General features: G+C 69.5%; 17 protein-coding genes. 16 read left to right on the forward strand and 1 reads right to left on the reverse strand.

Features of this window, described 5'->3' with window-relative positions; all coding sequences use genetic code 11:
• The first annotated feature begins 17 nt into the window (after positions 1-17).
• The 8 genes from NF876_RS09660 to NF876_RS09695 all read left to right on the forward strand — a co-directional run bounded on the left by NF876_RS09660 (position 18) and on the right by NF876_RS09695 (position 8335).
• Entirely contained in the window at positions 18-794 is a 777-nt protein-coding gene (locus NF876_RS09660) for an ABC transporter permease (RefSeq protein ID WP_262268586.1), read from the forward strand.
• A complete protein-coding gene (locus NF876_RS09665; RefSeq protein WP_262268587.1) occupies positions 791-1582 on the forward strand; it encodes an ABC transporter ATP-binding protein in 792 nt (263 codons plus the stop codon). Before NF876_RS09660 ends, NF876_RS09665 begins: the two co-directional genes overlap by 4 nt.
• A 378-nt stretch (positions 1583-1960) precedes the next feature.
• Entirely contained in the window at positions 1961-3094 is a 1134-nt protein-coding gene (locus tag NF876_RS09670; RefSeq protein ID WP_262268588.1) for a hypothetical protein, read from the forward strand.
• Positions 3095-3361: 267 nt separating this feature from the next.
• Positions 3362-3586, forward strand: a complete 225-nt coding sequence (locus tag NF876_RS09675) for a hypothetical protein (RefSeq protein ID WP_262268589.1) — start codon at positions 3362-3364, stop codon at positions 3584-3586.
• A gap of 272 nt (positions 3587-3858) precedes the next feature.
• Positions 3859-4230 carry a hypothetical protein gene (locus tag NF876_RS09680; RefSeq protein WP_262268590.1) on the forward strand — a complete coding sequence of 124 codons (372 nt, stop codon included), beginning with the start codon at positions 3859-3861 and terminating at the stop codon, positions 4228-4230.
• A gap of 493 nt (positions 4231-4723) precedes the next feature.
• Positions 4724-5932, forward strand: a complete 1209-nt coding sequence (locus NF876_RS09685; protein ID WP_262268591.1) for a diaminopropionate ammonia-lyase — start codon at positions 4724-4726, stop codon at positions 5930-5932.
• Positions 5929-7164, forward strand: coding sequence for a Zn-dependent hydrolase (locus NF876_RS09690; protein ID WP_262268592.1), 1236 nt, complete (start codon positions 5929-5931; stop codon positions 7162-7164). Before NF876_RS09685 ends, NF876_RS09690 begins: the two co-directional genes overlap by 4 nt.
• Positions 7165-7174: 10 nt before the next feature.
• Positions 7175-8335: a M20 aminoacylase family protein gene (locus tag NF876_RS09695; RefSeq protein ID WP_262268593.1), complete on the forward strand. Its 1161-nt coding sequence runs from the start codon at positions 7175-7177 to the stop codon at positions 8333-8335.
• Between the two features lie 52 nt (positions 8336-8387).
• On the opposite strand, the gene NF876_RS09700 is transcribed toward NF876_RS09695, so the two are convergent.
• The gene (locus NF876_RS09700) at positions 8388-9593 is read right to left on the reverse strand and encodes an amidohydrolase family protein (protein WP_262268594.1); all 1206 of its coding nucleotides are present in this window, start codon (positions 9591-9593) and stop codon (positions 8388-8390) included.
• Between the two features lie 176 nt (positions 9594-9769).
• On the opposite strand from NF876_RS09700, the gene NF876_RS09705 reads away from it, so the two are divergent.
• The 8 genes from NF876_RS09705 (at position 9770) to hydA (ending at position 20977) form a co-directional block, all read left to right on the forward strand.
• A complete protein-coding gene (locus NF876_RS09705) occupies positions 9770-10477 on the forward strand; it encodes a GntR family transcriptional regulator (protein WP_262268595.1) in 708 nt (235 codons plus the stop codon).
• A 509-nt stretch (positions 10478-10986) separates the two neighbouring features.
• Entirely contained in the window at positions 10987-12552 is a 1566-nt protein-coding gene (locus tag NF876_RS09710; RefSeq protein ID WP_262268596.1) for an ABC transporter substrate-binding protein, read from the forward strand.
• 77 nt (positions 12553-12629) lie between these two features.
• Entirely contained in the window at positions 12630-13601 is a 972-nt protein-coding gene (locus NF876_RS09715; protein WP_262268597.1) for an ABC transporter permease, read from the forward strand.
• Positions 13598-14512, forward strand: coding sequence for an ABC transporter permease (locus tag NF876_RS09720; RefSeq protein WP_262268598.1), 915 nt, complete (start codon positions 13598-13600; stop codon positions 14510-14512). Before NF876_RS09715 ends, NF876_RS09720 begins: the two co-directional genes overlap by 4 nt.
• The gene (locus NF876_RS09725; RefSeq protein WP_262268599.1) at positions 14509-16239 is read left to right on the forward strand and encodes a dipeptide ABC transporter ATP-binding protein; all 1731 of its coding nucleotides are present in this window, start codon (positions 14509-14511) and stop codon (positions 16237-16239) included. The genes NF876_RS09720 and NF876_RS09725 overlap by 4 nt, the downstream gene beginning before the upstream one ends.
• An 18-nt stretch (positions 16240-16257) precedes the next feature.
• The gene (locus tag NF876_RS09730) at positions 16258-17712 is read left to right on the forward strand and encodes an amidohydrolase family protein (protein ID WP_262268600.1); all 1455 of its coding nucleotides are present in this window, start codon (positions 16258-16260) and stop codon (positions 17710-17712) included.
• Between the two features lie 70 nt (positions 17713-17782).
• Positions 17783-19024 carry an MFS transporter gene (locus tag NF876_RS09735; RefSeq protein ID WP_262268601.1) on the forward strand — a complete coding sequence of 414 codons (1242 nt, stop codon included), beginning with the start codon at positions 17783-17785 and terminating at the stop codon, positions 19022-19024.
• A 486-nt stretch (positions 19025-19510) separates the two neighbouring features.
• A complete protein-coding gene (gene hydA, locus NF876_RS09740) occupies positions 19511-20977 on the forward strand; it encodes a dihydropyrimidinase (RefSeq protein WP_262268652.1) in 1467 nt (488 codons plus the stop codon).
• Positions 20978-20992: the final 15 nt, after the last annotated feature.

Below are 20992 nucleotides of genomic sequence, written 5' to 3' on the forward strand. Positions count from 1 at the left end.
TCGAGAACAGATCATCCATGCCCCGTCCTCTCGAACCGGTCAGCCAGGGCACGCGCGTCGCGCTCGGCATCGCCTTCTTCATCCTGTTCTTCGCCGCCTGGGCCTTCGCGACCCTGGGCGGCTTCGTGTCCCGCACGTTCCTGGCCGATCCGATCACCATGGTGCAGGACGGCTGGCTGCTGCTCACCCGCTTCGGCTTCCTGAGCGACATCGGCGTCACGGTGTGGCGCGTGGTGGGCGGCTTCGTCCTCGCGGCGATCGTCGCCGTGCCGCTCGGGATCGTGATGGGCGCGTACAAATCCTGCGAGGCCTTCCTCGAGCCGTTCGTGTCCTTCGCGCGCTACCTGCCGGCCTCCGCCTTCGTGCCGCTGCTCATCCTCTGGGCCGGGATCGGCGAGATGCAGAAGCTCCTCGTGATCTTCATCGGGTCGGTGTTCCAGATCATCCTCATGGTGGCGGTCGCGGTCGGCAACACCCGCCGCGATCTCGTCGAAGCCGCCTATACGCTCGGATCCAAGGACCGGGGCGTGGTGAGGCGCGTGCTCATTCCGGCCAATGCGCCCGAGATCGCCGAGATCCTGCGGCTCGTGCTCGGCTGGGCCTGGACCTACGTGATCGTCGCGGAGCTCATCGGCTCCTCGTCGGGCATCGGCCACATGATCATCGACAGCCAGGCGCTTCTCGCGACCGGCCAGATGATCTTCGGCATCATCGTGATCGGCGTCATCGGGCTCATCTCCGACTTCCTGTTCAAGGCCCTCAACCGTTCGCTCTTCCCCTGGAGGCTCGCATGACCGGCACGATCCTCCAGATCGAGAGCGTCTCGCGCGTGTTTCCGGGCGTGCGCGGCGGCGCGCCCGTGCGGGCGCTCGAGCCCACGAACCTTCAGGTGGCGCAGAACGACTTCATCACCATTCTCGGGCCGTCCGGCTGCGGGAAATCCACGCTCCTGCGCATCGTCGCGGGCCTCGACCGCCCGAGCGACGGCCGCGTGCTGCTCAACGGCCGCGCGATCGAGGGACCGGGCGCGGACCGGGGCATGGTGTTCCAGTCCTACACCCTGTTCCCGTGGCTGACGATTGCCGACAACATCGCGTACGGCCTGCGCGAGAAGGGCATGCCCAAGGCGGAGCGCCGGGAGATCGTCGCGTCCTACACGGACAAGGTGGGCCTGCGCGGCTTCGAGAACCATTATCCCAAGCAGCTCTCCGGCGGCATGCAGCAGCGCACCGCCATCGCCCGGGCGCTTGCCAACGATCCGGACATCCTGCTCCTCGACGAGCCCTTCGGGGCCCTCGACAACCAGACCCGCGGCCTGATGCAGGAGCTGCTGCTCGGCATCTGGGAGCGCGAGCGCAAGACGGTTCTCTTCGTCACCCACGACATCGAGGAAGCGATCTTCCTCGCGTCCCGCGTCGTCGTCATGTCGGCCCGTCCGGGGCGAATCAAGGCGGACATCCCGGTCGACCTGCCGCATCCGCGCCACTACACCATGAAGACGACGCCGGAGTTCTCGAGCCTGAAGGCGCAGCTGACCGAGGAGATCCGCGTCGAGGCGATGCAGGCGGACGGCGTGCATTAGCGCATCGCACCGCCTCACACCACCGTCCACGTCATCACCGGGCTTGTCCCGGTGATCCCGCTTGTTTGAGGCACGGCGCTTCTCCGGATCGGGATGGCCGGCACAAGGCCGGCCATGACGTGTGGAGGGTGTCAGGACGGGACCACACACCACGTCATCACCGGGCTCGTCCCGGTGATCCCGATCCGGTGAAGCGCGGCGCCCGAAGCAATCGGGGTGGCCGGCACAAGCCCGGCCATGACGTGGACATGTCGTGCGATCCCGATGCGACGGGCGCCGCGCATCGACCGTAAGGGCTTTGCGGTACTCTTCCGGGTGAATTGACGCTTCGACGGTCTTCGGGCGACCCTTCGTGTCTGTCATGCAGGACAAGGCACGATGCTCAAGCGCTTGTTAGCCGGATCCATTCTGATCGCCAGCGGCATGCCCGCCATGGCCGACATCGTCATCGACCAGGCGATGATCACCGCGGGCGAATTGCGGGTCGTCGGACGGTTGAGCAAACCGCGTCAGGTCTCTGTCTTCCTCGATGAGCGGTTCGAGGCGAAATCGGACGCCGGCGGCCGTTTCACCTTCCGCCTTCCCTATCACCCCGCCAGCTGCATCGTGACCCTCCAGGCGGAGACCGAGCAGCGGCAGGCGGTTGTCGGGTTCTGCGGTCAACGGGGACCGGAAGGATCAGGCCCGGCGCAGCAATCCGCGGCCGTCGCGCCGGCCGAGCCCGGGCCTGCCGGACCGCCCGGGCCACAGGGCGAGCCCGGCCGTGACGGAGCCCCCGGCCCACAGGGGGCTGCCGGCCCCGAAGGACCGGCAGGTCCGCCCGGACCGGCAGGTCCGCCCGGACCACAGGGCGAGCCCGGACCGGCCGGTCCGGTCGGCGCGCAGGGACCCGCCGGGCCCCCCGGTCCCGCCGGAGCGGCAGGGCCACCGGGGAATGCGGACGCGCGCGCCGTGGCGGACAATCAGCCCGGCCCCGCCGGGCCGGTCGGCCCCGAAGGGCCGGTGGGACCGCCCGGACCCCAGGGGCCGCAGGGGCTGGCAGGTCATCAGGGGCCGCAAGGACCCCAGGGCGTGCCGGGACCGCGCGGCGAGCCCGGGCCCGCCGGCCCTCCCGGCCCAGTCGGAGCGGCAGGACTGGCCGGCCCCGTCGGAGCGGCGGGACCGGCCGGCGCCATCGGCCCCGCGGGACCACCCGGGCCTCAGGGCGTGGCGGGCGCGATCGGTCCCATCGGGCCTCCGGGTCCCATGGGCCCGGCGGGCCTGACCGGGCCGGCCGGCCCGGCCGGTCCCGAGGGCAAGGCCGGACCCGCCGGAACGATCCTGCGCGTCTTCGTTCAGGAATGCGCCGCGCAGGGCCGGTGCATGGCACGCTGCGAGGAGGACGAGTATCCGATCAACGGCACCTGCAACCGCGGCGACCGCCTCGACATGGATGAAGCCGGAATCTACTGCTTCTCCACCGGCGACAATCCGAGGGGCATGATCGCCCGCGCCATCTGCGCGAAGAAATGAGCGGCCGGATCCGTCCCGGGGCGTTGCGGGCTCGCCCCGCGAACACCCTGGACAGGCCCTGACGGCGGGCCGTCATGGCGCCGGGCGAGCGTCGCCTGTCCCGGGCTCATGGATGGAAATCATCCTAAGGTCTGATCCTATCCTAAAGGGGTAGTCAGGCCAATGATTCCAAAGGGTTGCGCCCTGCCGCAAGCTCTACCTCGAAAGAGGCAGGGAACGAATGCCTCTTCGGACCACTATCTGGTGACAGGCCGCAGGGAGACTTGCATGACGCCGGACCAGGTCGAACGTGTCGCGCGGGCGTTTTACGGCGCCGAGCATCCAGGCGATTGGGACGAGGCTCCCGCGGTCCTGCGGGAGCGGTTCAGAGATTTCGCCCGCACGGCCATCCTGCTCCTGCACCGTCAGGCCTCCCGCGGGCCATCCGGTCCCATCCTGGCGAAGGAGCTGGAACCCGACCGCGACAAGGACATGGTTCAGCTTTCATCCTGATCCCGCCCTCGCCTCGGGCCGCAGGACAAGTCGTGCGCCCCTCGAATCGTGCCGACCTCCCCGTTCAGATGGGAGGGCCGGGCCAAGGACCATGGTAACGTGGCACACTAAAGCATCGGACCCAAAAGTGGACTTGCACTTTTGGGATCCATCCGATGCTTTCTTCTTGAATGAGAGCATCGGTCGGAACGGAAAACCGGATCCACTTTTCGCTGACGCGGCCCTCTGGGTCCGTCCGATGCTCTAACGCTCCGTCAAAGCAGGTCCGTTCCATGCCATCCGCCACAGGAAAGCTCATCCTGGCCGCCGCATCCCTCATGGTCCTCGCCGGCTGCCAGAGTTCCGGCCCGACGGCCTCGGCCCGCAGCGTGAGCGTCGACGAGCCGGGATCGGCCTCCGCGCGGGTCCACGCCGAACTCGAGGCCGAAGCCCGCGCGCTCGGCACCGCCCAGGGCGTCGCCGCCCTGGCGGCGTCCGTGGACAAGACCGGCGCCGCGTCCATTCCCCTGCTCATCGGGGTGAACGCGTCCAACGCGGCCTACCAGGCCCGAAGCGAGGCCCGCGTGAAGGCCGCCGAGGACGAGGACATGCAGGCGACCTACCGACGATACGGCATGAACCCGGACGGAACGCCCTCGGGCTGACCGGGGCCGGGATCGGCGCGCTAGACCGGGATCACCGGGCCTGTCCCGGTGATGACACCCTCCCCACGACCCTCCCCCCGTCATGGCCGGCCTCCGCCCTTCCTCCCACCTCCCCACGTCATGGCCGGCCTTGTGCCGGCCATCCCGATCCGGTGAGGCGCGGCGCCCTACGGAAGCGGGATCACCGGGACAAGCCCGGTGATGACGTGGAGAAGGTGGCAAGGGCCGTGACAACACCCCTCCACGTCATGGCCGGCCTTGTGCCGGCCACCCCGATCGGAAGGGCGCGGCGCTCTACGGAAGCGGGATCACCGGGACAGGCCCGGTGATGACGTGGAGAGGTGGGACTTGCCCGGTGATGACGGGGAGGCAGAGACCGGGACGCATCAACACCCGTCCGGATGAAAAATTCCTGTGCGGAGCCGACAAAGATAGAGCGCATTTCTCGGGAGCGCTGCACTATCGTCTCGCCATTCCAGGCACGAGGACGGCGATGTTTCTCCCCAACAGGCACCCCGACCACCACCGGCCGCTCGATCCGGCGGATGCCGAAACCCTGAGCGTGACCGCGGCCGACGCGGTCGAGCGGCATCTGCTCCACCGCGACAGCCATGCTCCGACGCCTCTTCTCGCTCTTCCGGCCCTGGCGGCCGAGCTCGGCGTGGGCGCGGTCCACGTCAAGGACGAAGGCTATCGCCTGGGCCTCGGCAGCTTCAAGGCTCTCGGCGGGTCCTATGCGGTCATCCGGCTCGTGCTGGAGGAAGCGGGCCGGCGGCTCGGACGACCATTCGAGGTCGCCGACCTCACCACCCCGGACCTTCGGGCCATCGCGGCCGGGATGACCTTCGTGTGCGCGACGGACGGCAACCACGGGCGCTCGGTCGCCCAGGGCGCCCGGCTCGTGGGGGCGGACGCCGTCGTGTTCGTGCATGCCGGCGTCAGCGACGAGCGGGTGGCGGCCATCGCCCGCTTCGGCGCCCGGATCGTCCGGGTCGCGGGCACCTACGACGACTCGGTCGCCGAGGCGGCCCGCGTCGCGTCCGAGACGGGCTGGATCGTCGTCTCCGACACCTCCTGGCCCGGTTACGAGCGCATCCCGGGACTGGTCATGCAGGGCTATACGGCCCTGGTGCGGGAAGCCCTGCGCCAGCTCCCCGCACCGCCCAGCCACGTGTTCGTGCAGGCCGGCGTCGGCGGCGTCGCGGCGGCCGTCGCGGGGCATCTCGCCCTCGTGCTCGGCGACCGGCAGCCCACATTCGCGGTGGTGGAGCCGGCGCGGGCCGCCTGTCTCCTGGAGACCGCCCGGGCCGGACATCCCGTCAGGATCGGCCATGGCCGGCCCACGATCATGGCCATGCTCGAATGCTACGAGCCGTCCCTCGTCGCCTGGCGCGTGCTGTCGCGGGTCGCGGATGCCTTCATGACCGTCGACGAGGACGAGGCCGTCGCGGCGATGCGGCGCCTGGCCCGGCCGGCCGGACGGGATCCGGCCATCGTGGCCGGCGAGAGCGGCGGCGTGGGCCTGGCCGGTCTCGTCCGCGCGGCGGCCGATCCCGGGATCAGGGCCGCGCTCGGCCTCGACGGGGCGTCCCGTGTGTTCCTCATCAACACCGAAGGCGCCACCGATCCGGAGCGCTACGCCGCGCTGGTCGGGATGACGCCCGATGCGGTCGCGGCCCAGGGCCAGGGAGTAGAGGCGTGACACCGTTGTCCATCGACGCGGAGCGACTGCTCGGACGTCTGCGGGATCTGGGGCGGATCGGCCGGGACGGCGGCGGGCGGCTCGTGCGCCTCGCCGCCTCCGATGCCGACAGGGCCGGACGCGACGCCCTCGTCGCCTGGATCCGCGGCGCGGGCCTTGAGGTCGCCGTCGACCGCATCGGCAATGTCTTCGGGATCTGGAGAACGGCCGATCACCGCGACCGGGCGCCGGTCATGATCGGCTCGCACATCGATACCGTCATCGATGCCGGCATCCTCGACGGCTGCTACGGCGTCCTGGCCGGCCTCGAGGTCATCGAGACCCTGAAGGCCGCCGGGTCCATTCCGGCCCGCCCCATCGCGGTCGCGGCGTTCACGAACGAGGAAGGCGTGCGCTACGCCCCGGACATGATGGGCTCGCTCGTCCATGCGGGCGGCCTCCCGGTCGAGGAGGCGCTGGCGACCCTGGGCACCGACGGCACGGTGCTCGGGGCCGAGCTGGAGCGGATCGGCTATGCCGGCTCCGAGGAGCCGGGCTTCCTCACGCCCCATGCCTATCTCGAGCTGCACATCGAGCAGGGACCCGTCCTGGAGCGCGAGGGCGTGTCCGTCGGGGCGGTCGAGACCCTCCAGGGCATTTCCTGGCAGCGCGTCACCATCGAGGGCGAGGCCAACCATGCCGGCACGACGCCCATGGCCATGCGCCGGGACGCCGGCCATGCGGCGGCCTGCGTGGTCACCTTCCTGCGCGACCGGGCCCGCCGGCCGAACGCCCCCACCGTGGCGACGGTGGGCTGCATGAGCTTCGAGCCGAACGCGATCAACGTCATTCCCTCCCGGGCCATCTTCACGGTGGACCTGCGCGATCCCGACGAGCAGCGGCTGCGGGCGGAGGAAGCGGCTCTCGCCGGCTACCTGACGGAGCTGGCCGCCGCCGAGGAGGTCACGATCGCGGTCGAGCGGCTGGCGCGGTTCGAGCCCGTGACCTTCGACCGGCGCATGGTGGCCCTGATCGAGACCGCCGCCCGCGACCGCGGCCTGTCCGTGAAGCGCATGACGTCGGGCGCCGGCCACGACGCCCAGATGATCGCCCGGATCGCGCCGGCCGCGATGATCTTCGTGCCGAGCATCGGCGGCATCAGTCACAATCCCCGCGAGCAGACCCCGGACGCCGACCTGGTGGCCGGCGCGACCGTCCTGCTCGACGTGGTCGCCCGCCTCGCGGCCCAGTAAGGAGAACCCCATGGCCATGGATCTGGACGCTCTTCGACGGGAGATGACCGCCTGGCGGCGCGACCTGCACGCCCATCCCGAATTCGGCTTCGAGGAAACGCGCACGAGCGCCTTCGTGGCCGAGAAGCTGCGCGCGTTCGGTCTCGACGAGGTCGCCGAGGGCATCGGCGGCACGGGCGTCGTCGGGACGCTGACCCGTGGCAGCGGCAACCGGGCGATCGCGCTGCGGGCCGACATGGACGCGTTGCGCATCACGGAGCAGAACGCCCGCGAGTATCGTTCGCAGAACCCCGGCACCATGCATGCCTGCGGCCATGACGGCCACACTGCCATGCTGCTCGGGGCGGCGAAGCTCCTGGCCCAGGACGGCGGCTTCGACGGCACCGTGCGCTTCGTCTTCCAGCCCGCCGAGGAATGGGGCAAGGGAGCGCTCGCCATGCTGGCCGACGGGCTGATGGAGCGGTTCCCGTTCGAGGAGATCTACGGCCTGCACAACATGCCGGGCCTTCCGGTCGGGCATTTCCGGACGCGGGCCGGGCCGATCATGTCGGCGGAGGACAATTTCGAGATCGTGCTCACAGGCGTCGGCGGACATGCCGCCCGCCCGCATTCGGGCAGCGAGGTGCTGGTCGCCGCCTGCGCGACGGTCATGAACCTCCAGACCATCGTGTCGCGCCGCCTCAGCCCGACCGATGTGGCCGTCGTCTCGGTGACGGAACTGACCACGGACGGGACCCGCAACGCCCTGCCCGGGCTGGCCCGCATCCTCGGCGACGCCCGCAGCTTCCGGCCCGAGATCAGCGCCGAGATCGAGACCCAGATGCGCGCCATCGCGCAGGGCACGGCGCTGGCCTACAATGTGGCCGCCGAGGTGACCTACACGCGCGAGTTCGTGCCGACCCTGAACGATGCGGCCCTGGCGGAGGAAGCCCTCGCGGCCGCCCGGACCGTGTTCGACCACGGCCATGTGGCCACGGCCCGCGAGCCCATGACCGGCTCCGAGGACTTCGCCCGCTTCCTCGACCATGTGCCCGGATGCTTCGCCTTCGTGGGCAACGGCGAGGATTCCGCGCCCCTGCACAACCCGGCCTACGACTTCGACGACGACGGGCTGCTCTTCGGCGCGCGCTTCCATGCGGCGATCGTCCGCAAGCGCCTCCCGCCCGGGTGAGGCGGCAGACGCGCCGCGCCATCGATGCATCCCTCGACGGGGCGATGCGATCTTACGGCGCCTCGACCAGCGCGACGCCGTCGCGGGCGACGACCCTTCCGCCCTTCAGCACCAGCCGGCGCGGACGGCGGCTGACGACGGCTTCCGCCAGGGTCTCGCCCTCGACGAGAACGAGGTCGGCCCTGTCGCCCGGATCGAGCCCGTAGCCCTCCAGGCCCATCATCCGGGCGCCGCCATGGGTGCAGGTGTCGAGCGCCAGCGCCACCTCGTCGTCGCGCCGCAGATTGTTGCGCAGGCCCACGAGCACGGCGCGCTCCAGCATGTCCGGATGGTTGTACGGCCCCCAGGTGTCCCGCACCCCGTCGGTGCCCGCCGCGACGACGATGCCCGCCTCCACCAGACGCTTGACGGCCGGAGCCGGCCTCGACGCCGGCGCCGTGGTCAGGATGTGGATCCGCGCCTCGGCCAGGGCGTCGATCAGCGCCGCGACAATGTCCTGATCGGTCATGCCGAGGCAGAAGGCGTGGCTGATCGTGACCTTGCCCTGCAACCCCAGGGCCCTGGTGCGCTCGATGATGAGCTCCATGGAGAACGCCCCGAGCTCCGCCGCCTCGTGGAGGTGGATGTCGACCGGCACGCCGTGGCGCTCGGCGAGCCCGAACACCACATCGAGATGACCCTTCGGATCGCGGTCGATCGCCGCCGGGTCGAGCCCGCCGACCACCTGGGCGCCGAGTTGCAGGGCCCTGTCCATGAGCTCGACCGTGCCGGGCCGGATGAGCATGCCGCTCTGCGGAAAGGCCACGAGCTCGATGTCGACCAGGTCCCGGTAGCGCTCCCGCGTCGCGAGAACGCCCTCGATGCCCGCGACCCCGACCTCCGTGTCCACGTCGACGTGGGTGCGGATATGGGTCGTGCCGAGGGACGCGGCGAGCACCGCCTGCCGGGCCGACTGGCGGGCGGGATCGATCCCGAGGAGGCGGCGCTGCGCGCGCTCGTTGTCGATCTTGTCGATCAGCCGCGGCCCCACCTCGTTGCGGTACCAGCCCATCCCGAGCAGGGTCTTGTCCATGTGGGTATGGGCCTCGACGAGGCCCGGGATCAGGATCGCGCCGCCCGCGTCCAAGATCTCCGTGTCCAAGATCTCCGCGCCGCCCCCGGCCTCCTGGCCGTAGCCGGCGATCCGCCCGTCGCGGATCGTCACCGAGGTCGGGTCTGCGCCCATCGGGCGAACGTTGCGGATGAACAGATTCTGCATCGGGTCCTCGCTTCTCAACTCCCGTCCCATCCGGCGCAACCCCGAGGGCCTTGCCGGTTCGGCATATTTGTATACAATCATGAATACAGAATGCCAGCGAAAACTCCCCTTCCGGCCCGGGGAGTTTTGTGGAACATGGTTCGTCCTTCGTCCCCCGAGTTGCCCCGCACCCCGTCATGAACGCACCGGTCAGAAAGCCACGATCCGCCACCGGCACCCGCAGCGACTCCGTCTATGCGGGTCTCCGGCGGGCGATCATCGAGCAGGCCCTGATGCCCGGCGACAAGCTGACCGAGGACCTGATCGGCGACCGGTTCGGCGTCAGCCGGACGATCGTCAGGACGGCCCTGGCGCGTCTCCATGCGGAAGGGCTCGTGGACATGCAGCCGAACAAGGGCGCCACCATCGCCCAGCCGAGCCTGTCGGAGGCCCAGGACGTGTTCGAGGCGAGGATGTGCCTCGAGCGCCAGGTGCTCGTCCGGCTCGCGAAAAAGGTCACGGACCAGGACATCGAGCGCCTGCAGCAGCACGTGGCGCTCGAGGCCAAGGCCAATGCGCATGACGGGCCCGCGGCCATCCGCCTGGCGGGAGAATTCCACATTCTGCTGGCCTCCCTGTCGGGCAATGGCGTCCTGGCCCGCTATGTGGACGAGGTCGTGTCGCGCTGCTCCCTGATCCTGGCGCTCTACGGCAGGCCCCATTCGTCGGATTGCTCGATCAGCGAGCACCAGCAGATCATCGACGCCCTCCGGGCGCGCAACGGTCAGGCCGCCATCGACGCCATGGACCACCACCTCGAGGCCGTGACGGACCGGGCCCTCCTGTCCTCCCATTCCGACAGGACCCGCGACATCCGGTCCATCCTGGACCGCTACGCCTCCTGATCCGGGTCATCGCCCGCCGGACGACCGGCGCATCGTGCGGAAAAGCGCCGCGCCTCGAACGATCGGGATCACCGGGACGAGCCCGGTGATGACGTGGAGGGTGGTGCGGGCCGGTGCTGCTCCCTCTCCACGTCATGGCCACCCTCCGCCCTTCCTGCCACCCTCCGCACGTCATGGCCGGCCTTGTGCCGGCCATCCCGATGCGGTGAGGCGCGGCGCTCCCAACAATCGGGATCACCGGGACAAGCCCGGTGATGACGTGAGAGGGTGGGACGAGCCCGGTGATGACGTGGAGGGTGGGACGAGCCCGGTGATGACGGGGTGGGCGGTGGATTGGCCGGGCCATCAGGCCAGGGGCCCGAAAGATGCGCGCAGGCCTGACCGTCTTTGCGCCCCGATGCGCCCAACATTCGGGCATCCGGCGAATTGACGCCTCCCGGTTTGTATGCAAATTTTACCTTCATTGTATCCAATAAAGAATCCAATCCAGAGGATCTGTGGAGGCCGCAATGAACACCAGACTCGCTGCCAGCCTGACGATCGCCGGCGCCCTCATGGGGATGCCGGCAGAGGCCAAGACCCTGCGGTGGGCCTCGCCCACGGACATCACCACGCTCGACCCCTATGCCCATACGGAGAGCTTCACCACGAGCATGCTGCACCACGTGTTCGACCCGCTGGTGCGCCGCGGCCGAACGCTCGAGCTCGAGCCGGCCCTGGCGGTGAGCTGGCAGACCGTGAAGCCGGACACCTGGCGCTTCGAGCTGCGCCGGAACGTGAAGTTCCACAACGGCAACCCGTTCACGGCGGACGACGTGGTGGCGTCGATCACCCGCATCCTCGATCCCGGGGCGCGGGCCCGCGGCAACCTCGCGACCGTGGTCAGGGCCGAGAAGGTCGACGACTTCACGGTCGACATCGTCACCCAGGGTCCCTACCCGCTCCTCCTCAACGACCTTGCCGGCATCTACATCCTGGACAAGGAGTGGATGGAGGCCAACGGCGCCCTGAAGCCCGGCAATATCGCGACCGGCGTCACGACGGCGGCCTCGACCACCGCCGTCGGCACGGGGCCGTTCAAGGTGGAATCCTACAAGCCGGACGCGGGCACGACCTTCGTGGTCAACCCGGACTGGTGGGACAAGCCCCAGCACAACCTCACCCGCATCGAGTTCAAGCCCGTGAAGTCGGATGCCACCCGCGTGGCGGCCCTCCTGTCGGGAGAGCTCGACCTGATCGCGCCGGCGCCGCTCCAGGATCTCCAGCGGATCGCCGCGTCGCCGGGCTTCAAGGTGATCGAGGAGCCGTCGCTCCGCCTGATCATGCTGTCGCTCAATGTCCGTCCCGAGCTGAAGGCCATGCCGGGCCAGAAGAACCCGCTGCTCGACGTCAAGGTGCGTCAGGCCCTGTGGCACGCCATCGATCTCGAGACGATCAGGAAGCGGGTCATGCGCGACAAGTCGCGGACGACCGGCACGCTCGTGGCGCCGCCCGTCCCGGGCTATGCGAAAGAGAACGACGTGCCGCTGGCCTATGACCAGGCCAAGGCCCGGCAGCTCCTGACGGAGGCCGGCTATCCGAACGGCTTCAAGACCAAGCTGAACTGCCCCAACGACCGCTACATCAACGACGAGCAGACCTGCGTGGCCATCGCGTCCATGTGGGCCAAGGTCGGCGTCCAGGCGGAGCTCCAGACCGAATCCCGCGCCACCTACTTCCCGCGCCAGGACCGGGGCGAGTTCGACGTGTCCATGGTGGGCTGGGCCACCCTGCCGCCCATGGACGGCTTCAGCGTCCTGTCGTCCCTGCTCACCGAGCAGAAGGACGGCTATGGCGGCTCCAATGCGGGCACCTACAGCAATCCCAGGATCGAGGAGCTGACCCGCAAGGCCGCCGTCGAGCTCGACGAGACCAAGCGCCGCGCCATGCTGGCGGAAGCCCTCAAGGTCGCGCGGGACACGGTCGCCTACATCCCGCTCCACCAGCAGCCGCTGGCCTGGGCGGTCCGCGACGGCGTCGAGGTTCCGCAATTCCCGGACGAGTACGTCCGCCTGTGGTTCGCGAACGTCAAGTAGACCTGCAAATAAACCCATTGGAGACGCGCGGCCCGCCCGACCCGGCGGGCCGCGGAGGAACCTGTGAGGAACCTCTCATGCTCAAAGTCCTCATCTCCCGGCTGGGCCAGGCCGCCCTCGTGATGCTCGTCGTATCGGCGGTGTCCTTCGTGATGTTCCGCTACGTGGGCGATCCCGTGGCGACCCTGTCGCGCGAGAACGCCTCCGTGGAGGAGAAGGCGGCGCTCCGGCGCTCCCTCGGCCTCGATCAGCCGCTCGTCGTCCAATACGGGCGTTTTCTCGGCCGCACGCTCGGCGGCGACCTGGGCATCAGCTACCGCAATCAGCGCCCGGTGACGACGCTCATCGCCGAGCGGCTTCCCGCGACGCTGGAGCTGGTGCTGGTCGCGACGATCCTGTCGCTTTCCCTCGGCATCCCGCTCGGCGTGCTGTGCGCCCTCAAGCCCCATGGCGTCGCCGCGCGCCTGGTCCAGGCCCTGTCCCTGATCGGGATCTCGACCCCGACCTTCGTGACCGGCATCGTGCTCATCCTGGTCTTCGCCGTGTCGCTCGGATGGCTGCCCTCGTTCGGGCGCGGCCAGGTGGTCGATCTCGGCTGGTGGTCGACGGGCTTTCTCACGGTCAGCGGCCTGAAATCCCTCCTGCTGCCGGGTATCACGCTGGCGCTGTATCAGCTCACCCTCATCATGCGGCTGGTGCGGGCCGAGATGATCGACGTCCTGTCCAGCGACTACATCCGCTTCGCCAGGGCCCGGGGATTGCCCACGCGGTACATCCACTTCCGGCTCGCCCTGCGCAACGCCCTCATGCCGGTCATCACCGTGACGGGCCTGCAGATCGGCTCGCTCATCGCGTTCGCCATCGTGACCGAGACGGTCTTCCAATGGCCGGGCATGGGCCTCCTCTTCATCCAGGCCGTGAGCTTCGTCGACATCCCGGTCATGGCCGCCTACCTGCTGTTCGTCGGCCTGCTCTTCGTCCTCATCAACGCCGTCGTGGACATCCTCTACGCGGTGGTCGATCCCCGTCTGCGCGCGAGGTCCGCATGAAAACGCTCGCTTCCACCCCCGGCCTGTTCCTGCGCTTGGGCGCTCCGATCTCGGTCATCGTCGCGGCGATCCTCGCCCTGCTCATGGTGGCCTGCGCGCTGCTCGCGTCCCTCATCGCGCCCTACGACCCCACGGATCTCGCCTCCTTCGAGCTGATCAACGCCGAGCTGCCGCCCGCCTTCGCGACCGACGGGGACCCGCGCTTCCTCCTCGGCACCGACAATCAGGGGCGCGACCTGCTCTCCGCCATGCTCTACGGAGCGCGCGTGTCCATCGCCATCGGGGGCGGCGCGGTCCTGCTCGCCGCCACCCTCGGGGTCACGCTGGGCCTTCTCGCCGGCTATTACGGCGGCAGGATCGATGCCCTGATCATGCGGATCGGCGACGTGATCCTGAGCTTCCCGACGATCCTGCTGGCCCTTCTCGTCAGCGGCATCGCCCGGGCGATTGTCCCCGGAGCGGCCACGGCCGAATGGGCGCCGCTCATCCTGATCTGCGCCATCGCCATCCATGAATGGGTGCAATACGCCCGGACCGTGCGGGCCGCCACCATGGTGGAGACGGCGAAGGATTACGTGCGCGCCGCCAAGGTCATCGGCCTGCCGCCGCGGCGGATCATGCTGAGGCACATCCTGCCGAACGTGATGAGCTCGGTCCTCGTCATCTCGACGATCAACCTCGCGGCCGCCGTGCTCACCGAAGCGACCCTGTCGTTCCTCGGCGTCGGCATGCCTCCCACCTATCCGTCGCTCGGCACCCTCATCCGGATCGGCAACGAGTTCGTGTTCTCGGGCATCTGGTGGATCGCCCTGTTCCCGGCGCTCGCCCTCGTGATCCTGGTCCTGGCCGTGAACATCGTCGGCGACTGGCTCCGCGACCGCTTCAATCCCAAGCTGAGGGTGAAACGATGACCGCGCCAACGCCTCCCGTGCTCGCCATCGAGGGCCTGCGGGTCGACTATCCCCTCGCCGGCGGAGAGGTCTTCACGGCGGTCGAGAACGCGTCCCTCGTGATCCGCCCCGGCGAGATCCACGCCCTGGTGGGCGAATCCGGAGCCGGCAAGACGACCATCGGCAACACCGTGATGGGTCTGCTCGAGAAGCCCGGGCGCATCGCGGCCGGCACCATCCACATCGACGGCAGGCGGTTCGACGCCACCAGGGGATCGGCCGCCGGCATCGTGCTCGGCCGGGATGTCGGGGCGGTGTTCCAGGACCCGATGACGAGCCTGAACCCGCTCTTCACGATCGAGAGCCAGCTCACGGAAGCCATGCGCTTCCATCTCAGGCTCGGCAAGGCGGCCGCCCGCGCCCGCGCGCTCGAACTCCTGGAATCGGTCGGCATCCCGGAGCCGCGGCGGCGCCTCAAGGCCTATCCGCACCAGTTGTCCGGCGGCCAGCGCCAGCGCGTGGTGATCGCCGCCGCCCTGTCCTGCAATCCCAGGCTGGTGGTGGCGGACGAGCCGACGACGGCCCTCGACGTGTCGGTCCAGGCCCAGATCCTCAAGCTCCTGCGCGACCTGGCGGACAGCCGCGGCATCGGCATCCTGCTCGTCACCCACAACATGGGCGTGGTCGCCCAGATCGCCGACCGGGTCACGATCATGCACCGGGGCAAGGTGGTCGAGACCGGAACGACCGAGGAGGTCCTGCGCCGGCCCAAGGCCGCCTACGCCCGGGCGCTGATCGGCGCCGTGCCGCGCATCGATCAGCGTCTCGACCGGTTCCCGGTTCTCGGCGACGAGGGCAAGGGCCGCGCCGAGGAGGCGCGCGCCGAACTGCGCGCGAGGGCGCAAGGCCCGGATTCCGGCGCCGACCCGTCGCCCATCCTGTCCGTGGAGAACCTGTGCGTCGACTACAGCGCGGGCGGCTGGCTCCCGGGTTCGCGGGGCCGGCCGTTCCGGGCGGTGGACGACGTGTCCTTCTCGGTCCGCAGCGGCGAGGTCTTCGGCCTCGTGGGCGAATCGGGCTGCGGCAAGACGACGATCGCCAATGTGGTGTCGGGACTCGTGCGGCCCTCGGCCGGCCGCGTCCTCTACCAGGGGCGCAGCATCGCGGGCGACGGCGCGACCCGGCGGATCGGGCCGTTGCGGCAGGCGATCCAGATGATCTTCCAGGACCCCTATTCGTCGCTCAACGGCCGCATGCGCATCGGGTCGATCCTGTCCGAGCCGATCCTGTTCTACCGGCTCGCCGACACGCGCGCGCAGGCCGAGAGCGACGTGGCGCGGCTCATCGAAGCCGTCGGCCTCGAGGCGGAGGCCGCGCAGCGCTTCCCGCATGCCTTTTCCGGCGGGCAGAGGCAGCGCCTGTCCATCGCCCGGGCCCTGGGCGCCCGCCCGAGGCTCATCGTCTGCGACGAGCCCACCTCGTCCCTCGACGTGTCGGTCCAGGCGCAGATCCTCAACCTGCTGAAGGACCTGCGCGACGCCACCGGCCTCACCCTGCTGCTCATCAGCCACGACCTCGCGGTGGTGCGCCAGATGTGCGACCGCGTCGCCGTGATGCGGCAGGGACAGCTGCTGGAACAGGCGGATTCGGAAACGCTCTTCGACAGGCCGCAGCATCCCTACACGCGGGAATTGCTGTCCCTCGTCCCCACCCTCGACCGCATCCGCGGCGAACCCAAAGCCGCCTGACCGACCGGAGCATATGGCATGGCCGACATCATCATCACCAACGGCATCGTGGTCACCATGGACCCCGGGCGCCGCGTCATCGAGAACGGCGCCGTCGCCATCGAGAAGGACCGCATCGTGGCCGTCGGGACGACCGACGAGGTGCTCGCGGATCATCGGGCCGCCACTGTGATCGACGCCAGCCGCAAGATCGTCATGCCCGGGCTGATCGACGGGCATGCCCATGCGGGCCACGGCCTCATCAAGACCATGGGGGGCGGCAACGGCGAGGCCTGGTACGAGGCCTGCCACCAGGCCTACACCGTCGCGTCGACGCCGGAATTCTGGCGGGCCGAAGCCCGGCTGGCGGCGCTCGAGCGCCTGCGCTTCGGCGTGACCACGGGCGTCTCCCTCCTGGGCGGCGGCGACACGATCCTGCGCACCGACGAACCGGTCTACGGCGACGCCCATTGCGAAGGCGTGCGCGAGGTCGGGACCCGCTCCGTCGTGGCGGTCGGGCCGACGCGGCCGCCGCATCCCCGCACCTATGCCCGCTTCGTGGACGGCAAGGCCGTGGAGCGTCCCGTGACGTTCGAGGAGCAGTTCGAGACCTGCCGGACCCTCATCGAGACCTGGCACGGCACCCACGGGGGGCGCCTCAACATCGCGCTCATCACCCCCACCCTGCGCGCCGAGCACGTGGACGAGCTCGGGCGGGACAATCTGGACGAGGCCAGGCGCCAGGCGCGCATGACGGCCGATCTGGCGCGGGAGGCCGGGCTCGTCTTCACGCAGGACGGCCACACGAAGGGGAGCGTCGCCTATGCGCGGGAGCTCGGCATCCTCGGGCCGAACGCCCTCCTGTCCCATGCCACGAACCTCACCGACGACGAGATCAGGATCGTGGCCGACACGGGGACGCACATCGCCCACAACCCGAGCGCCATCGCGTCGATCCTCGGCCGCTGCCCGGTTCCCGAGCTGCTGGAGGCCGGGGCCAATGTGTGCCTCGGCTCCGACGCCACCGCGCCCGACCGCTCGGGCGACATGTTCCGGCACATGCAGCAATGCATGCACTACCACCGGACCCACTTCAAGGATCCCACATGGCTGCCGCCGGGTCGGGTGCTCGAGATGTGCACCATCGACGGCGCCAGGGCCCTGGGCATGGACAAGGAGATCGGCTCCCTCGAAGTCGGCAAGAAGGCCGACCTGGTGCTGCTCGATCTGCGACGCCCGCATCTCTATCCGCTCAACATGCCGGTCTTCCGGCTCATCTATTTCGCCAATGGAAACGACGTCGACACGGTGATCGTGGACGGCCGCATCGCCCTGCGGGACCGCAAGGCGACCTTCGTCGACGAGGATGAGATCCTCGACGACGCGCAGCGGGAGACCGACGCCATGCTCGACCGCACCGGCTTCCGGCCCATGCTCGAAACGCCGAAGACGTTCTGGCGGCATGTGAGGGCGACCGACCAGATCGGAACCTGATGGGCCGGGTTCGCCAAAATGGCTCGAAACGACAACGCCGGTCATGGTCCCGTGACGGGAAGGATGAGGCATGCTCACACGCCATGATCTGAAGCCCGAGGGAATGGCGCCGCCGCTCCGCGCCGCGCGGGGCGCCTCCGGGTCTGCGGCCTTCGCGCTCCTCTGCATCGTCCTGGCCGCCATCAACCTTCGCCCGGCGCTCACGTCCGCCGCCACCATGGCGACCGAGATCGAGCAGGGGCTCGGCCTGGGCAGCGTCGGGATCGGCGTTCTCACGACCATGCCGGTGCTGTGCTTCGGAATCTTCGGCCCCTTCGCGCCGCTCCTGTCGGCGCGCCTCGGGCTCGAGCGCGCCATGGCCCTGCTCCTCATGGGTCTCGCGGCCGGGCTCGGCCTGCGCGCGGTGCCGCAGAGCCCGGCCCTGTTCGCCGGCACGCTCCTGGCCGGCGCCGCCATCGGGATGGCTGGCGTCCTTCTGCCCGTGGTGATCCGCCGTCGCTTTCCCGGTCATCTCGGATCGATGACCGGGCTTTACACGATGGTCCTGAGCATCGGGGGCGCCAGCGCCGCGGGACTGACGCCGGTTCTCGAGCGGGCGTGGCAATCCTGGACCCTGGCGCTCGCCGGCTGGAGCGTTCCGGCCCTCGTGGCCGGTCTCCTGTGGTCGGCCCTCGCCTCGTCGAGCGCCGCGGCTTCGGGCACCGGGTCTCTGCCGCGATTCTCGCTGCTGCTGCGCGACCGCCTCGCCTGGTCTGTCACGGCCTTCATGGGGTTGCAGGCCGGGCTGGCCTTCATCGTTCTCGGATGGCTGCCGACCCTGCTGCGCGACCGCGGGCTCGATGTGCTGAACGCGGGCGCCGTCACCTCCGTGTCGATCCTGGCCCAGACGGCGACGGCCCTGCTGGTTCCGTCGCTCGCGGCACGGCGCGCATCGCCGCGCCTGATGATCGTGCTCGTCCTCGCGGCCACCTGCTTCGGCTTTCTCGGGCTGATCTACGCGCCGCTCGCGAGCAGGCTTCTCTGGGCGCTGCTTCTCGGCCTGGGCCAGGGAGGATTGTTCGGCCTGGCGCTGCTCTTCGTCACCATCCGGGCGCCGACCGCCGAGGTGACCGCCATGCTGTCCGGCATGTCGCAGAGCATCGGCTATCTCGGCGCGTCCCTGTGCCCCTTCGCCGTGGGCCTCCTGCGCGGCGGGCACGACCCGTTCGCCGGCCCGGCGATCATCGTGGTGACCGTGAGCGCGGCCTGCGCCTGGTGCGGCCTGCAAGCGGCCGTCCCGGCTCACGTCCTGCCGCATCTGAGGGCGGGCTGACCATCGCGCGCCCCCTCCCACGCCATGGCATCCTCCGCCCTTCCTGCCACCCTCCCCACGTCATGGCATCTTCCGCCCTTCCTGACACCCTCCCCACGTCATGGCCGGCCCTGTGCCGGCCATCCCGATCCGTTGAAGCGCGGCGCCTCACCGTATCGAGATCACCGGGACAAGCCCGGTGATGACGTGGCGGGTGGGACGAGCCCGGTGATGACGTGGAGTGTTGGTAGAAGCCGCTCACACCACCCTCCACACGTCATGGCCGGCCCTGTGCCGGCCATCCCGATCCGTTGAAGCGCGGCGCCTCGAACAATCGGGATCACCGGGACGAGCCCGGTGATGACGTGGAGAAGGTGGCAAGGGCCGGTGACGACACCCTCACAACGTCTCGCCCGCGCATCACGTTGCCCTTGCTGACGCCCGTTTCATCGGCATAGATTGAGCGTCATAACAACAAGCGATCATCCGGGAATCCTCGGGGGGAAACTGACATTGGCCGAATATGATCTGGTCATCAAAGGCGGACGCGTCGCGTCGACGGACGGCGTCGCCGCGATGGATGTGGCGATCCAGGATGGGGTGATCGCCGCCCTCGGCCGGGAGCTTCGGGCCCGCTCCACCATCGATGCGGCCGGCAGGCTGGTTCTTCCCGGCGGCGTGGATGCCCATTGCCATATCGAGCAGCTCTCCGGCGGAGGCTTGATGAACGCCGACACGTTCGAGTCGGCCACGCGGTCGGCCGCGTTCGGCGGCACCACGACGGTCATTTCCTTCGCCGCGCAGCATCGCGGCGACAATCTCGGCGCGGTCGTGGACAACTACGCGCGCCTCGCCGCGGCCGGGGCCGTGACGGATTACGCGTTCCATCTGTGGATCTCCGATCCGAGTGCGGAAACCCTGGAGCAGGATCTCCCCCGCCTGATCGAGGCCGGGCACCGGTCGATCAAGATCTTCATGACCTATGACCGGGTCCGCCTTCTCGACGAGCAGATTCTCGACGTCATGATGGTGGCCCGCCGGCACGGGGCCATGGTCTGCGCCCATGCCGAGAATCACGGCATGATCAAATGGATGGCCGACAGGCTGGTGGCCCGCGGCTACGGCGAGCCGAAATACCACGGCGTGAGCCATCCCCGGGTCGGCGAGATCGAGGCGTTCGAGCGCCTCATCCGCTTCTCGCAGCTCCTGGACCAGCCGATCATGCTGTTCCATGTCTCGACGGCCGAGGGGGCGGCCATCGTCCGGCGCGCCCGCGGCGAGGGCGTCAAGGTCTTCGCCGAGACCTGCCCGCAATACCTGTTCCTCACCGCCGACGACCTCGACCGGCCCGGTCTCGAAGGCGCCAAGTGGATGTGCTCGCCGCCGCCCCGCACCCCGTCGGACCAGGAAGCCCTGTGGCGCGGTCTCGACCTCGGCGACCTCCAGGTGGTCTCCTCCGATCACGCGCCGTATCGGTTCGACGGGAGCGGCAAGCTCGCCGCCGGGGCCGATGCGGATTTCAAGCAGATCGCCAATGGGCTGCCCGGGCTGGAGACCCGCCTGCCGCTGCTCTTCGACGCCATGGTGAGCCGGGGACGTTCGAGCCTCGAAAAATTCGTGGAGCTGACCGCGACGGCCCCGGCGAGGATCTACGGGCTTCATCCGCGCAAGGGCGCCATCGCGGTCGGGGCCGATGCGGATGTGGCCATCTGGGATCCGGACCGGGAGGTCGTCCTCACCGATGACGGGCTGCACGACAACGTGGGCTACAACCCCTTCGCGGGCCGAAGGCTGAAGGGCTGGCCGGAGACCGTCCTGCGCCGGGGCGAAACCCTCATCGCGGACGGCACGCTCAAGGCGGCGCCGGGATCCGGACGGCTGCAACTGCGCGGGTGCTCCCCCGCCATGCGGCCGACGGGCCGCCTCTCTCCGGAGTTCGACCCGGGCCGCAATTTCGGCGCGCAGCTGCTGTGAGAGACATCGCGAAAG

The organism is Microvirga yunnanensis (genome assembly GCF_025460875.1).